At 48.4% G+C, this 14,760-nt stretch carries 13 protein-coding genes; 10 read left to right on the top strand and 3 right to left on the bottom strand.

Annotated features, from left to right (window positions below; translation table 11 throughout):
* Positions 1–132: 132 nt before the first annotated feature.
* Together H6995_05040 and topA are read right to left on the bottom strand one after the other, a co-directional pair.
* Entirely contained in the window at positions 133–1,581 is a 1,449-nt protein-coding gene (locus H6995_05040) for a tryptophanase (protein ID MCP5214352.1), read from the bottom strand.
* Between the two features lie 333 nt (positions 1,582–1,914).
* Positions 1,915–4,551 (bottom strand): type I DNA topoisomerase, encoded by a 2,637-nt coding sequence (gene topA, locus H6995_05035; protein MCP5214351.1) that lies wholly within the window; start codon positions 4,549–4,551, stop codon positions 1,915–1,917.
* A 371-nt stretch (positions 4,552–4,922) separates the two neighbouring features.
* Between topA and H6995_05030 the strand changes: the two genes are divergently transcribed.
* The 10 genes from H6995_05030 to H6995_04985 all read left to right on the top strand — a co-directional run bounded on the left by H6995_05030 (position 4,923) and on the right by H6995_04985 (position 13,731).
* Positions 4,923–6,353: a nodulation protein NfeD gene (locus H6995_05030; GenBank protein MCP5214350.1), complete on the top strand. Its 1,431-nt coding sequence runs from the start codon at positions 4,923–4,925 to the stop codon at positions 6,351–6,353.
* Entirely contained in the window at positions 6,350–7,096 is a 747-nt protein-coding gene (locus tag H6995_05025; GenBank protein MCP5214349.1) for a slipin family protein, read from the top strand. The genes H6995_05030 and H6995_05025 overlap by 4 nt, the downstream gene beginning before the upstream one ends.
* Positions 7,097–7,269: 173 nt before the next feature.
* Complete coding sequence (locus tag H6995_05020; protein ID MCP5214348.1) at positions 7,270–8,223, top strand: Gfo/Idh/MocA family oxidoreductase; 954 nt, start codon at positions 7,270–7,272, stop codon at positions 8,221–8,223.
* Between the two features lie 19 nt (positions 8,224–8,242).
* The gene (locus tag H6995_05015) at positions 8,243–9,340 is read left to right on the top strand and encodes a DegT/DnrJ/EryC1/StrS family aminotransferase (GenBank protein ID MCP5214347.1); all 1,098 of its coding nucleotides are present in this window, start codon (positions 8,243–8,245) and stop codon (positions 9,338–9,340) included.
* A gap of 93 nt (positions 9,341–9,433) precedes the next feature.
* Positions 9,434–10,165 carry a DUF1499 domain-containing protein gene (locus H6995_05010; protein ID MCP5214346.1) on the top strand — a complete coding sequence of 244 codons (732 nt, stop codon included), beginning with the start codon at positions 9,434–9,436 and terminating at the stop codon, positions 10,163–10,165.
* A gap of 27 nt (positions 10,166–10,192) precedes the next feature.
* Positions 10,193–10,591, top strand: a complete 399-nt coding sequence (locus H6995_05005) for a hypothetical protein (GenBank protein ID MCP5214345.1) — start codon at positions 10,193–10,195, stop codon at positions 10,589–10,591.
* Positions 10,592–10,596: 5 nt separating this feature from the next.
* A complete protein-coding gene (locus H6995_05000; GenBank protein MCP5214344.1) occupies positions 10,597–11,214 on the top strand; it encodes a class I SAM-dependent methyltransferase in 618 nt (205 codons plus the stop codon).
* Positions 11,215–11,452: 238 nt separating this feature from the next.
* On the top strand, positions 11,453–11,662 hold the full coding sequence (locus tag H6995_04995) for a cold-shock protein (GenBank protein ID MCP5214343.1): 210 nt from the start codon (positions 11,453–11,455) through the stop codon (positions 11,660–11,662).
* A gap of 17 nt (positions 11,663–11,679) precedes the next feature.
* Positions 11,680–12,159 carry a peptidylprolyl isomerase gene (locus tag H6995_04990; GenBank protein ID MCP5214342.1) on the top strand — a complete coding sequence of 160 codons (480 nt, stop codon included), beginning with the start codon at positions 11,680–11,682 and terminating at the stop codon, positions 12,157–12,159.
* Positions 12,160–12,453: 294 nt separating this feature from the next.
* Positions 12,454–13,731 (top strand): aminotransferase class I/II-fold pyridoxal phosphate-dependent enzyme, encoded by a 1,278-nt coding sequence (locus H6995_04985; GenBank protein MCP5214341.1) that lies wholly within the window; start codon positions 12,454–12,456, stop codon positions 13,729–13,731.
* Positions 13,732–13,988: 257 nt separating this feature from the next.
* Here H6995_04985 and H6995_04980 read toward each other — a convergent pair whose 3' ends face one another.
* Positions 13,989–14,747 (bottom strand): sulfite exporter TauE/SafE family protein, encoded by a 759-nt coding sequence (locus tag H6995_04980; GenBank protein ID MCP5214340.1) that lies wholly within the window; start codon positions 14,745–14,747, stop codon positions 13,989–13,991.
* Between the last annotated feature and the right edge of the window lie 13 nt (positions 14,748–14,760).

Here is a 14,760-nt window from a genome sequence, read left to right as displayed (position 1 = left end):
GTGCGGGCTGATAGCAAAATATCACTTAATTAAACCCCTATTAGATAAAAAAATCAGGCCTTGCGATAAACAGGGCCTGATTTCAATTTAACCGCAGTGGTAATAACCCAGCACTATTACCAGGGGCTTTTATTAGGGACTATCACCAAAATCTTGTTTGAACTTGGTGACCAATTGGCTTTGCCAATTGGAAGTGGTGGCTAGTTTTCCGAAGAAGAATCGCAAAATTTTCGGTTCTTCAACAAAGGTCAAACCACCGATAAGATTGCGGTTCTCATAGAGCCAGGCAATTCGATCAACGGCGTATTTAATATGCGACATGGTGAATACGCGACGTGGCATTGCCAGTCGTAATAGCTCAAGGTGTGCTAAAGTTTCTTCACCATTTTCTTCACGCTGCTCGGACATAGTCCCACGTTCCATACCGCGGATGCCACTGACCAAATAAAGTGCCGAAGCCAGTGCCCCGGAAGGATACTCGGTGCGCTCTAGATGAGGCAGGAAGGCCGCCGCATCGATGTGACAGCCTAAACCACCGGCAGGAGTTACTACAGGTACTTCTCTCTTTTGCAACTCTGAGATCATAAAGTCGATAAACTGCGGCCCTTGATTTACCATATCGTCGTCCATGGTCTCTTCCAAACCGACAGTAATAGCTTCCATTTCGCGCACAGACATACCACCGTAGGTGAGAAAGCCTTCCAGTAATGGAATAAGCTCGCGCATTTTTAAATACACTTCTTCATTATTGGTACAGATACCGCCACCGCGCGCGCAACCAAGTTTACGTGCCGAGAAATACATGATGTCGCAGAGATCAGATATTTCGCGAGTAATCTCACGAATGCTCTTCTGCTTACAGCTCTCCTCGCGAGCTTTAATAAAGTAGAGATTATCCGCCAACAGACTCGCATCCAGTACCAACAATAAACCCGCCTGGTCACAAACTCGGCGAATCTCACGCATATTTTCCAGTGAATGTGGTTGTCCACCAATCAAGTTCGTGCCCGCCTCTAGGCGAACAAAAGGAATTTTATCAGCGCCATGCTGCTCAATCAGCTGTTCGAGTTTAGTGATATCCATATTGCCTTTAAAGGGATGGCTGCTGGTTACCTCTAGCGCTTCGTCGATAAAGATTTCCTCGACTCTACCACCATTAAGCACGATATGCGCCTTGGTCGTTGTGAAGTGATAGTTCATCGGCACAATGGAGCCGGGGCTAACAAAAACCTGACACAGAATATTTTCACAGGCACGCCCTTGGTGGGCGGGTAAGAAAAACTTCTTGTTGAAGAGATCCTGAATTTTACTCTCCATGCGGTAGAATGTTTCAGACCCTGCATAGCTGTCATCAGCAATCATCATGGCCGACAACTGTTGGTCGCTCATTGCATTGACGCCACTGTCTGTCAGCATATCCAAAAAGACATCTCGGTTTTTCAGCAGGAAAGTATTGTTGCCCGCTTGCGAAATCGCTTCCAGTCGATGATCAATAGGGGGAAGATTTAATTTCTGGATGATTTTAGCTTTGTGCATCTCCAGTGGGATGCTCTCTCCAGAATAAAGTTTTACATCAGTCATGATTGATTACCCTCATTTGGTTAAGCGAACCTTATCCCCAAAAAGCAGTCAGCACCGGGAACGCTTCCCACATACCCTTATAAAATACATGCCTTTAGGTCAGCCGGATTTTACCCTAAAGACCTTCTGTGTTCGGGATATATTCGATATGCACTGCGATCATTCAACATTTTCTTGATGAGAGTCAAATATCTGTCAGAACAAAATAACCATTTTTAGATTGCTGGCGAATCACATCGCAGTTTCTTAGACCACGAGCCAGAATTAGAAAGGAAAGTGGAACGACGCAGGAAAGATACTGAAAAAAAGCTCTTCAGAGTGATTCACTTCATATTACTTTTTCGTCGCCTTGTGCTCTTTCCATTTGCCATCGACGTAATAGGCTTGCCAGCCGGTAGCCTTTTTATCAACTTCGCTCATCACATATTGCTCTTTCGTTTTACGGCTAAAGCGAATAATGGCCGGATTACCTGCTGGATCTTCAATCGGCGCAGACATGAGAAAATGATACTTAGGATCAATTTCATCCCGATGCGGAATCAACTCGCTCACCAATGGCGCACGGGTTTCGCGGTTTTTAGGAAATTTGCTGGCAGCGAGGAACATCCCAGCGGCGCCATCTCGCAACACATAAGTATCTTCAACTGATTCGCAACTGAGTTCTGGCATTGGTACAGGGTCCATCTTAGGCGGAGCCGCTTCACCGTTACGCAAAAGTTTTCGGGTATTTTTGCAGTTGCTGGAGGTACAACCAAAATATTTACCGAAACGACCTGATTTCAACTGCATTTCGGCGCCACACTTATCACACTCGATAACTGGGCCTTCATACCCTTTAATCTTGTAACTGCCAAATTCCACTTCAAAACCCGGGCAATCCGGACCATTACCGCAAACGTGCAATTTACGCTCAGCATCGAGCAGGTAACTATCCATCGCTGTACCACAGCGCTTGCAGCGATGCTTTTTACGCAGTAGCTTGGACTCACCTTCCTCGTCCTTCTCGACATCAACCGCTTCGTCACCTGGGGTGAGATTGATCGTTTCTTTACAACGCTCCTTAGGTTCCAAACCATACCCCGAACACCCGAGGAAAACACCAGTGCTAGCGGTTCGAATCTGCATATTGCGGCCACAGGCGACGCACTTAATATCCGTTTCCGTCGGCGAATTGGGTCGCATACCGCCTTCACTTGATTCGGCGTCGTCTAAGCGCTTCACAAAATCATGGTAAAAATCATCCAATACCTGCTGCCAATTCTTCTGACCGTTGGCAATTTCGTCGAGGGAATCTTCCATGCGCGCGGTAAAGCCATAATCCATCAGGTGGTCAAAATTTTCCACCAAACGGTCGGTCACAATATCACCCATTTTTTCGGCATAAAAACGGCGGTTCTGCTGCGACACATAACCACGATCCTGAATGGTAGAGATAATTGCAGCATAGGTGGAAGGTCGACCAATATCACGTTTTTCCAATTCTTTGACCAAACTAGCCTCGCTATAACGCGCTGGCGGCTTAGTAAAATGCTGTTTCGGCAACAACTCAACGAGACTTAAGTTACTACCAACTTTTAAGTCAGGTAGCTCAACGTCCTCATCGCTTTTATTCAGCGGCATCACTTTTAGATAACCGTCAAACTTCAAGATACGACCCTTTACTTTGAGTTCGAACTCGCTGGCTTTAACCGTAATGGTTGAGCTTAAGAACTCAGCTTTCGGCATTTGGCAGGCAACAAACTGTCGCCAGATGAGTTCATACAGACGCTCTGCGTCCCGCTCCATCCCGCTTAACTGCGTTGCCTTGACCTGCACATCGGAAGGACGAATTGCCTCATGTGCTTCCTGTGCGCCTTCTTTGGCGCTATAAGAAATCGCTTTTTCCGTCAGATATTTTTTGCCAAAGCTATCGGTAATATAATCTCGACAAGCACTAACCGCATCCGCACTAAGATTAGTCGAGTCAGTACGCATATAGGTAATGTAACCCGCTTCATACAGACGCTGCGCCATCATCATGGTTTTTTTCACACCAAACCCCAGCCGGGTGCTCGCTGCCTGCTGTAAGGTAGATGTAATAAAAGGCGCACCGGGTTTGGAACTGGTTGGCTTGTCCTGTCGCTCCGCGACGCTATAACTGGCCTGTTGCAGTAGCGCCAGCGCCGCATCTGTTTGCTCTTGGCTAGTCGGCCGGAAAGCTTTACCCTGTTGCTTGGTGACCTGAAAACGCAGTGCATTATCGGTCTGCGGCTTAAGATCCGCATGAACCTCCCAGTATTCCTCTGGAATAAAAGCGCGAATCTCGCGCTCCCGCTCCACGACCAGTCTTACCGCTACCGATTGCACTCGGCCTGCCGATAGACCACGGGCAATCTTCGCCCACAACAATGGCGACACCATAAAACCAACGACGCGATCGAGATAGCGCCGGGCATGCTGCGCATTGACTCGATCCAGATCTAACTGGGTTGGATCCTTGAATGCTTCTTGAATCGCATTTTTGGTAATTTCATTGAATATCACGCGCTTATAGCGTGATTCATCGCCACCGATAACCTGCTGCAAATGCCAGGCGATAGCCTCTCCTTCTCTATCCAAATCCGTCGCCAGATAGATAGTATCGGCATCCTCTGCCAATTTTTTCAGTTCTTTAACAACCTTTTCCTTGCCCGGTAATATCTCATAGCGCGCTTTCCAGCCATGCTCCGGATCAACCCCCATACGGGCGATCAGTTGTGTTTTCGCCTTGAGTTTTTTGTATTCCTCCTTCTCTGCCGGTGCCATTTTACGGGTTTTAGCCGCCTCCTGAGCCCGCGCCTTAGCGTCCACCGGTTTATTTTTGGCGTTGCCGCTCACCGGTAAATCACGAATATGACCAATACTGGATTTCACCACAAACTGGTTGCCCAAGTATTTATTAATAGTTTTTGCTTTTGCCGGAGACTCGACAATGACTAAGGATTTACCCATATATTAGAATTCTTCTTTTACGCAGCGGATCAATTAAATTCAACAAAACACCTATCAAGACAGAACGCCGATTCTTTCAGCACCTGCGCTTACAATAAAAACTTCTTGAAAATTAGGAATAGCAAAGATTCTAAAAATAGCGACTTATTTCCTTTACTTTCTGCGGTAATAGCGGGATTTCAGTTGAATTTTCACCGCGTTTCCTTTTTTAGCCTAAACCAGCTAAGAATCGAAACACAATAGCAAAGCTTAAAAAATAACGGATATTGAACCCATCCAGCACGGCCACGACAAATAACCTGCAATCAGTAAATTTGCATCCGTTGATCTAGAGGAGTAAGTTTTCTAACAGGCCAACAGAGCAACGGATTATGAAAATCTCATCATCTCAATGGCAAACATTCACCACCCTGCTGTTGCTATCGCTACTATTTTGTATTCCTGTCAATGCAGCTCAATACAGCGTCGATAAGATTCGGGTGCTCACCGTAAAAGGAGCCATCGGCCCCGCTACCAACGATTATATAAGCCGTTCCATTGCGACTGCAGCGTCCAACGCAGTGGATTTAATTGTCATCCAGATGGACACTCCCGGTGGCCTCGACAAATCCATGCGCAGTATCATCCAAGCCATCTTGGAATCAGACGCCCCTGTCGCCACCTACGTGACACCCCATGGCGCGCGGGCGGCCAGCGCGGGCACCTATATTCTTTATGCCTCTCATATTGCAGCGATGGCACCAGCGACTAATCTGGGTGCGGCCACACCGATACAGATTGGCGCTCCCGGCATGCCTGGCACGCCCACCAAGAAACCCATCCCTGACTCCGAACCACCAGAAACAGATAACGCCAAACCCGAAACCAAGACAACCCCCAGCGATTCGCTGACCACACTAGAGCGCAAACAGATTAACGATGCCATCGCCTACATTCGCGGCTTGGCCGAGCGACACAATCGTAATATCGAATGGGCGGAACAGGCGGTACGCTCGGCGGCAAGTCTAACTGCCAGCGACGCACTGGCACAAAATGTCATTGACCTCATTGCCGAAGATTTGAATGACTTAATCAAGCAGCTGAATGGCCGCAGCATTAACCTCAAAGGCGAGCCGATGCAGTTAGTGATCGATACGCCACAAGTAGAATATCTCGACCCTGATTGGCGCAACCAGTTTTTGGCGACGATAACCGATCCAAATGTCGCCTATATTCTAATGTTGATTGGAATTTACGGATTAATCTTGGAGTTTTACAACCCTGGCATGGGCGTCCCCGGCATTGCCGGAGCCATCTGTCTTTTGGTCGCGCTCTATGCATTTCAGGTATTACCCATCAGTTATGCCGGGATGGGACTACTCCTGCTCGGCATCGCTCTGATGATAGCGGAAGCCTTTGTCCCTAGTTTCGGTGTGTTAGGTATCGGTGGCGTCATTGCTTTTATTTTTGGCTCGGTGATTTTGATGGATACAAAACTGCCTGCCTTTCAAATAGCGCTGCCGCTGATAGCCGCGCTTGGCGTGATATCCCTTCTCATCATAGTGATAATTGCGCGAATGCTAATGCGAACGCGCCATCAGCAAAGCGTTACCGGTGCCAGTGCAATGCTAGGCCAGCTCGTTGAGGTCGCAGAGTATGAACAGGGACAGGGCAAAGTCTGGCTACATGGCGAACTTTGGAACGCTCACTCCAAAGAACTATTTAAGCCAGGCGATCGAGCCCGCATTGTAAAAGTGAGTGGCCTGAACCTGGAGATTCAAGCACAGAATTCTGAACTAAAGGAGGCAAAGGAGGACGCATGAACTATTTTCTATTGGCACTGATCGGCGGTATTTTCTTAATTTTGGTAAATGTATTCCACGTCACTCGCGAATACGAGAGAGCAGTGGTATTTTTGCTGGGTCGACTGCATAAAATCAAAGGCCCAGGACTTATTGTTATTGTTCCGATCATTCAGCAAATGGTGCGTGTCGACCTGCGCACCATCGTACTGGATGTCCCCACACAGGACGTAATTTCCAGAGATAATGTGTCCGTTAAGGTCAACGCCGTTATTTATTACCGCGTCGTCGACCCCCAAAACGCAATTATCAATGTCGAGAATTTTCATGATGCCACCAGCCAACTGGCGCAGACTACCCTGCGCTCCGTATTGGGCCAGCACGAACTGGATGAAATGTTGGCGTCGCGGGAAAAACTCAATGCCGATATTCAATCCATACTGGACAAGCAAACCGATGTTTGGGGCATTAAGGTCATCAACGTTGAGATCAAACATGTCGATCTGGATGAAAGTATGATCCGTGCTATCGCCAAACAGGCTGAAGCGGAACGGGAGCGCCGCGCCAAAGTAATTCACGCCGACGGTGAATTGCAGGCATCGCATAAATTACTCGAAGCGGCTCAAGTGCTGGCGAAGCAGGAGCAAGCATTGCAATTGCGTTATTTACAAACACTCACCGAAATTGCCGGAGAACATAGCAATACTATCGTTTTCCCAATTCCGATGGATTTGCTGAACAAACTTAAATCCAGCGGTGAGTAACACTTACCCTAGTCCTTGCAGGCAAATGCGCATATGCCTGCAAGGTGGGTTTTGAGTCACGCCGCGCGTCGGTCTTTTTGCCGATATACAAGCGCCACCATAAACCCTTATACTTGCCGCCTTAACCAGCTGCCGAAACTAGCTGTCGACGTAATGAGCCAGAATCAAGCAAAATGACGAGTCACCAATCCATTCGCACCGCTGTCGTGGGTGTAGGCTACCTGGGCAAATTCCACGCTGAAAAATATGCCTCCATTACTGGTAGCCATCTGGTTGGGGTGGTCGATCCTAACCTAGAGCAAGCCAAGGCAGTAGCCGCCCAGCATGGCGTAAAGGCTTTTGATGATTATCACGCTTTATTGGGCCAAGTCGACGCAGTCAGCATAGTGACACCCACTACCTTGCATCATGGCATTGCCAAAGCATTCCTCAATCAGGGCGTGCATGTTTTAGTAGAAAAACCGATCACGGTCAGTATTGAAGATGCCCAGGATTTAGTCACCATTGCCAAGGCCAAAGACTTGATTCTCCAGGTCGGCCACTTGGAAAGATTTAACGCGGCTATGCTCGATCTGGATCAAGTGCTGACCGAACCAAAGTTTATCGAAACCCATCGACTCGCGCCCTATAAACCCCGGGCAACCGATGTGGATGTCATCCTCGACCTGATGATTCACGACATTGATATCATTCTGGCGACAGTACGCTCCGAGTTGATTGATATCGCGGTCAGCGGCACCAGTGTGCTATCCAGCGCAACGGATATTGCCAATGCTCGCCTAACCTTTGCTAACGGCTGTGTCGCGAATGTTACCGCCAGTCGTATCAGTTTAAAGACTGAGCGCAAAATGCGGATATTCCAAACTAACGCCTATATCTCCATCGATTTTCAAAATCGAATCTTTAGCTACCACCGTAAGGGCGAGGGGGAAATGTTCCCTGGCGTCCCTAACATCGACAGCAAGGAAACTATTTACGAGGATGGCGATGCCCTGTTAGCCGAAATCACCGACTTCATCGACTGCGTTCGTCAGCATCGGCAACCTTTGGTGTCCGGCGAAGCGGGACTGAGAGCACTGCAAACAGCAACCCAAATTAGAGAAAAACTTCAGCTTAATAACCCATAGATAGAAGGACAACAAATCAATGATTCCAATGGTCGACCTCAAGCAACAATATCAGACGCTGAAACATGATATTGACCAGGGTATTAGCGACGTCTTACAGAACTGCCATTTTATTCAGGGCCCCAACGTTTCTGCTTTTGAAACCGAAGCCGCTGAATATCTCAATGTCAAACATGCCATAGGTTGCGCCTCCGGGACTGACGCCCTCCAACTCGCCTTGCTCGCGGCGGGCATTGGCCCCGGCGACGAGGTAATCACCACCGCATTTACCTTTATTGCCACAGCGGAAGCCATTGGTGCGGTGGGCGCAACACCAGTATTTGTGGATGTCTTACCGGACAGTTTTAACCTGGACCCTGCACTGGTTGAACAAGCAATAACCAAGTCGACTAAAGCCATTTTACCGGTACATTTGTTTGGCCAACCGGCGGATATGCCAAAACTAAAAGCACTCTGTGAGGCCCACCAATTGCTACTGATCGAGGATTGCGCGCAGTCCTTTGGTGCGGCCGTCAATGGGGAAATGACCGGTGCTATCGGCGACTTCGGCTGCTTTAGTTTCTTTCCCAGTAAAAATCTCGGCTGTTATGGCGATGGCGGCATGATCACTACACAATCCGACGCCATGGCCGATCGTCTTCGTATGTATGGCAATCATGGCAGTCGCCAGCGTTATCATCACGATGTAATTGGTGTGAACAGCCGGCTGGATGAAATTCAAGCGGTGATCTTACGTACTAAATTAAAACATATCGAGGACTACAACCACGAGCGTCGCCGTGTCGCCAGCACCTATCGGAAGCTATTTGCCGGCACCAAGGTGGTCACACCCCATGAAGACGGGATCGGCAACCATGTCTACCATCAATACACTACGCTCATGCCTGATCGCGCAATTGTCATGGAACACTTGCAACAACAGGGTATTGCCTGCGCTATTTATTATCCGATTCCCTTGCACCGCCAACAGGCTTTTAAGGATACATCGCAACCAACCTTGCCGGTGACAGAATCACTCGTCACACAATGCCTATCACTGCCGGTATTTCCAGAAATGACGAATGAGCAGGTCGGCCTAGTGGTCGGTGCCGTTAAGGAAGCTATAAGGAATCTCTAAATTAACGTCTTAACATAGAGAACGGCCAATTTAATGACAAGGCTAGTATTCAGTCGAAAAATGAATACTAGCCGCAACCTTTGAGGGTTAGCTATGATCAAGCAAACACTCGCTAAACTTTGTCTATGGGGAAGCATAGCTTGCCTGTTGGGCTTTCCTGTTGCTGTCACAGCCTATCGCTGGGAGCTTTGGTCGCTGGGTCAATCCTTCTTATTAATTCAAACGACCTTTTTTATTGGATTGGCGCTACTGACGCTGGCGCTTATTATATTATTGGTAGCTTGGCTTCGAAAAGACCCAACGGCGCTGCGAACCAGTACTATCGCGGTACTACTGTTGTTGATTCCTTCCATCGCCTTGTCACTACAGGTGATTAAAGGCAAGTCGTTACCCGTAATCCACGACATTAGCACCGACACAGCCAACCCACCTGAGTTCGATGTCATCATTGCATTAAGAGGAAGCGCCAGCAATCCGCTCAGCTATGAAGGCGCATCAATAGCATCACAACAGCAAGCCGCTTATCCAAAAATTCAGCCCCTGCTAACCCCGCTGAGCACTAACCAGGCATTTGCAAAAGCCCTGCTGGTCGCCAACCAACTTCATTGGGAAGTGGTTGGCCAAAACCCTGACCAAGGTAGAATCGAAGCGGTAGACACCACCCTCCTGTGGGGGTTTAAAGACGATGTAGTCATACGTGTGCAAACAAGCGAATCAGGTAGTCGGTTGGATTTACGCTCCGTCTCGCGCGTCGGCAAAAGCGATCTAGGCGCCAATGCGGCGAGAATTACGCGCTTTATCGAGACATTTAAATCCGCTAAATAATGCGGCAAACCAAGCGAGGATTCAAGCATGAATGATAGGCTCTATTTCCTTCTCGGCGATTTGTTCTCCAACATGTTAGTCGGCGCAATCGTCGCCAGCCTATGCGCCTGGATGGTGAGTACCGAATGGAACATGCTGGTAGCCATGCTGGTTGGTATGCCGTTGGGCATGCTGCTCGCACTGGTCTTGGGCCTAGTCTTACTATTCCGCTACTTTGGCGCCAATGAAGTTATGGTGCCGACGATGCTAACGGGCATGTTCACGGGCATGCTGGTATGCATGATTGCCGCTATGCAAACGCTACCCATTGGCTTATCCGCTTTGCTCGGCGCTTTGATTGGTGCATTTACGCTGTGTTTCTGTAATTACAGCGACTATTTAATCCGCGGTGCGAAAATCTCGCAAAGTCAATCCGAGCAGGAGTAACCAGTATGGATATGATCACCAAAGGCAAATGGGATCGCGCCGCCAAATCATTCGACTACATGGCTGGTATCGGTGCGGAAAAACGGTGGGCGCCGAAAAAACGGGAACTCTTCAGCCACATGGATGGCAAAATATTGTTCCTGGCACTGGGCACCGGATTGGATATCGAGTTTTTCCCGCCAGGCAAAGAGATAACCGCCATTGATATCAGCTCGGCAATGCTAAGTTTTGCTCAGCCTCGCATTGAAAAATATTCAGGAACAATAGAGGCACTGGAAATGGATGTGCATGACCTGACCTTCCCAGACAACCACTTCGATCAAATCTATACCTCCTGCACTTTTTGCTCGGTGCCAAGGCCGATAGAAGGACTCAAAGCTTTGCACCGTGTTCTCAAACCCGGTGGCGAATTACGCATGTTCGAACACACCGGCAGCCGTTATCAACCCTTTAAGCTGATGATGGACATTATGACGCCAATCAGTGGCAAACTTGGTCCAGATATGAATCGAGACACCACCAGCTATGTTGGCAAGGCCGGGTTTTATATCAAAGCCATCGACTACATCTACATGGATATCGTAAAAACCATTCTTGCAGAAAAGCCCAGTACAGCGATCTAAGCCACGCATTGTAAGCCTTCGGCCTTTAAATTTAATCAATGTGCTGTCTTCAATTCAGCTGAGACTAGACATATAATGCCAGCAGGAATCGGTGGCGTTTTACCTGCAACTATCAGCAATCCGTCAGTTTATACCTCTCGCCTTGCTCGTGTTTCTCTAAAATTTCCACTGGTTCTTCAACCAGAAAAAGCAACAACCAGACTGCATAGCTGCAGTTAAGTTAATTAGGATTTGAAACATGTCAGAGAAGCAAACCGGCACCGTAAAGTGGTTTAACGACTCCAAAGGTTTTGGATTTATTCAACGCGATGATGGCCCAGATGTATTCGCTCATTACACCAACGTAGTGGGAGAAGGATTCCGTTCTTTACAGGAAGGTCAAAGGGTTTCATTCACCATCGGTGAAGGGAAAAAAGGTCCTCAAGCGGAGAACATTGAGGCAATTTAAATTTGTTGGAAAATACTATGGTAATTAGCGAAAACTGCGTCGTCAGTATCCACTATACTCTGACCGATAAAGATGGTGATGTGCTGGATTCTTCCGAAGGACAAGAACCTTTGCACTATTTGCATGGAGCATCAAACATCATTCCCGGTCTGGAAAAAAAGCTCGTAGGCAAGAAAGTCGGTGACCAACTGAATGTGGTGGTCGAACCCGCTGAAGGCTACGGCGAACATCAAGCGCAATTGGTGCAGAGCGTTCCTCGTTCCGCATTTGATGGAGTGGATGAAATAAAACCCGGCATGCAGTTTCAGGCTCAGTCCGACCAGGGGCCGATGCACGTCATAGTGACGGAAATCAGCGATGAAACCGTCACAGTGGATGGCAATCATCCTCTGGCGGGCCAAACATTGCATTTCGATGTTACGGTTGAGCAAGTGCGTGAAGCAACCGCAGAAGAGCTTTCGCATGGCCACACCCACGAGGGTAGCCACGCCCACTAACTACCAGGTAACTCGCCGCTATCACAGGAGGCACCTGAGTAGCCACTTGTGTACTAGCTGCAATTGGGTTGGTCAGCAGGAAATCATTGAGGCTCTTCGCTGTGATTTCCTATGGCATTTGTTGCGTCAAATTAGTAGCTAAATCTTGGCATGGGCTTACGTTGTCCAAATTTATGTTGCCTGAAATAGCTACCCCCGATCTTTAGCCTATCCTGGAGAACCGCTATAATACAGCGCCCACGACCAGCAGGCACAGCATCAAATTTATTCACTTTTGTTTAGAGGACTTTCATCTTGCAACTCAATAACGCCAGCAAAGAACAACTCAGCCAATGGCAAGAGGAGCTCAAGGCGAAGCACCAGAGCTTTAAAAACCAAAACCTAAAACTTGATCTGACCAGAGGCAAACCCTCTGCGCAACAGCTTAATCTGTCAGATGGGTTAGATGGTATTCTTAATGGCAATTACAAATCTGCTGATGGTACCGACACCCGCAACTATGGTGGCCTGGACGGCATCGCTGAAGCGCGTCAATTGGGCGCTGCAATTCTTGGCTTGGAGCAAGACCAAGTCCTCGCAGGCGGCAGCAGCAGCCTGACCATGATGCACCAGACCGTTAGCTTCGCCTATTTCTTCGGTCTAAACGGCACTGCTTGGAAAAATGAAAGCAGCGTAAAGTTTCTTTGCCCTGCCCCTGGCTATGACCGCCATTTTTCTATATGCGAAGATTTCGCTATTGAAATGATTCCGGTCTCCATGACTGAAACCGGCCCGGATATGGATCAAGTCGAATCCTTAATCAAAGCAGATCAAAGCATCAAAGGAATCTGGTGCGTTCCCAAGTACTCCAATCCAACCGGGATCATCTATAGCGATGAAACCGTAAAGCGGATTGCCAAACTCGGCTTGATCGCCGCTAAAAATTTCCGCGTGTTCTGGGATAACGCCTACGCAGTCCATGACCTCGTTGATAACCCAAAACCACTAGCAAATATTATGGCGGCCTGTATAGCTGAGGGTACCGAAGACAGCGTCATCCAGTTTGCCTCAACCTCAAAGATCACCCATGCTGGCTCCGGTGTCGCGTTCCTGGGCGCATCAAAGAGTAATCTCTCCGCCTTTAAAAAACACCTGGGTATCTCCTCCATCGGCCCGGATAAAGTCAATCAACTACGCCACATGCGATTGCTTCCAGACATCAACGCCTTGAGCGCCCATATGCAACAGCATGCAGCAATACTCAAGCCACGGTTTGATACCGTATTGAATCACTTACAGGCTAATTTTTCCGATAATGACCTAGGTGAATGGCAAGCTCCCGAAGGCGGCTATTTCGTCTCTTTTGATTCTCTCCCAGGGCTTGCGAAAGAAATTGTCCGTCTAGCCGATGAAGTCGGCGTCAAATTGACTCCGGCCGGTGCTACCTTCCCCTACGGTAAAGATCCGCAGGATCGGAATATCCGACTCTCACCATCTTTTCCCAGTGTTGAAGATATTGATGCTACGATGCAGGTCTTCGTAAACTGCGTGAAGCTTGCTTCAGTCAATCAAAAGCTAACAATAATTTCCTAGCCGAACAGCAGGACTACCCCCCTTTCCTGTGGGGGATGTCGCGAAAGGCAAGAAAGAAACTCTTCCTCTCTTTATGGGAGAGGATTGAGATGAGGGAAAAGCTTGTAATATGTTGATGTGTTTGGTTTTTATTTTACCCCTCACCCTAGCCCCCTCCCCTAAAAAAAGGGGAGAGGGAACAGTGATCAGACTTTCGCGACAGCCTCTGCGGGAAACGGCCAGGGTGAGAGCTAACGATTGAGAACAGAGAAAAACACCTAACTCAACAAAGCAATGCCACTCACCACCAAAGTCATTGTAAATAACAACCACTTTAAAACCTGCTGGCTGACATTTACCGCAAACTTAACGCTATAGTGACCACCCACCATCATCCCCAACGCTAGAATCAATCCGGGCAGCCAGCTCACCTGTCCGCGCGCAATAAAAATCAGCAAGGCGGCGAAGGTGAAAGCGAGAACACAGAGCATCTTAAACGCATTGGTGCGCACCAAGTCATAACGCAAGGTCCCTGCAATCGCACCAATCAACAGAAAGCCCACCCCCGCATGCACAAACCCACCATAGAGGCCCGCAATAAACAGACCGCCCCAGGCGCCAGGCTTTTCCCTGATACGAACAATCGGCGTACCCGGTGGTGGCACAATGACAGACGGCTTTAGCAAAATAATCAAAGCCATCGTCACCATCACACCGAGCAAAATCGGTTTTAGATAGAAGTTTGGTAGGTAAGAGGCGATGACTGCACCGGCAATACCACCAACAATGGTGATGCCTACAATAGCAAATGCATCCGCAGAGTTAATCTCAATCTGCGCGCGCCGAAACCCTATGGTCGACACAATGGAGTGCATCAGTACACCAACCCGGTTAGTGGCATTGGCGATATCAGCGGGCATGCCTAAAATCATCAGCGCAGGAATGGTTAAACTGGAACCGCCACCTGCGATGGTATTAACGAACCCTGCAATCAGTCCGGTGAATACCAATAATGGGTAATAAAATATGGGGTCCATCGGCTAGATCCGT

The sequence above is a fragment of the Pseudomonadales bacterium genome, from assembly GCA_024234615.1.
Classification (GTDB): domain Bacteria; phylum Pseudomonadota; class Gammaproteobacteria; order Pseudomonadales; family IMCC2047; genus JAJFKB01.
The sequence above is the reverse complement of the archived record's forward strand: the minus strand, read 5'-3'. Positions and strand labels throughout refer to the sequence as shown.

Excerpts from the sequence above, each read along its gene's own strand:
- H6995_05040 (MCP5214352.1), bottom strand. The coding sequence starts at position 1,581 with ATGACTGATGTAAAACTTTATTCTGGAGAGAGCATCCCACTGGAGATG.
- topA (MCP5214351.1), bottom strand. The coding sequence starts at position 4,551 with ATGGGTAAATCCTTAGTCATTGTCGAGTCTCCGGCAAAAGCAAAAACT.
- H6995_05030 (MCP5214350.1), top strand. The coding sequence starts at position 4,923 with ATGAAAATCTCATCATCTCAATGGCAAACATTCACCACCCTGCTGTTG.
- H6995_05025 (MCP5214349.1), top strand. The coding sequence starts at position 6,350 with ATGAACTATTTTCTATTGGCACTGATCGGCGGTATTTTCTTAATTTTG.
- H6995_05020 (MCP5214348.1), top strand. The coding sequence starts at position 7,270 with ATGACGAGTCACCAATCCATTCGCACCGCTGTCGTGGGTGTAGGCTAC.
- H6995_05015 (MCP5214347.1), top strand. The coding sequence starts at position 8,243 with ATGATTCCAATGGTCGACCTCAAGCAACAATATCAGACGCTGAAACAT.
- H6995_05010 (MCP5214346.1), top strand. The coding sequence starts at position 9,434 with ATGATCAAGCAAACACTCGCTAAACTTTGTCTATGGGGAAGCATAGCT.
- H6995_05005 (MCP5214345.1), top strand. The coding sequence starts at position 10,193 with ATGAATGATAGGCTCTATTTCCTTCTCGGCGATTTGTTCTCCAACATG.
- H6995_05000 (MCP5214344.1), top strand. The coding sequence starts at position 10,597 with ATGGATATGATCACCAAAGGCAAATGGGATCGCGCCGCCAAATCATTC.
- H6995_04995 (MCP5214343.1), top strand. The coding sequence starts at position 11,453 with ATGTCAGAGAAGCAAACCGGCACCGTAAAGTGGTTTAACGACTCCAAA.
- H6995_04990 (MCP5214342.1), top strand. The coding sequence starts at position 11,680 with ATGGTAATTAGCGAAAACTGCGTCGTCAGTATCCACTATACTCTGACC.
- H6995_04980 (MCP5214340.1), bottom strand. The coding sequence starts at position 14,747 with ATGGACCCCATATTTTATTACCCATTATTGGTATTCACCGGACTGATT.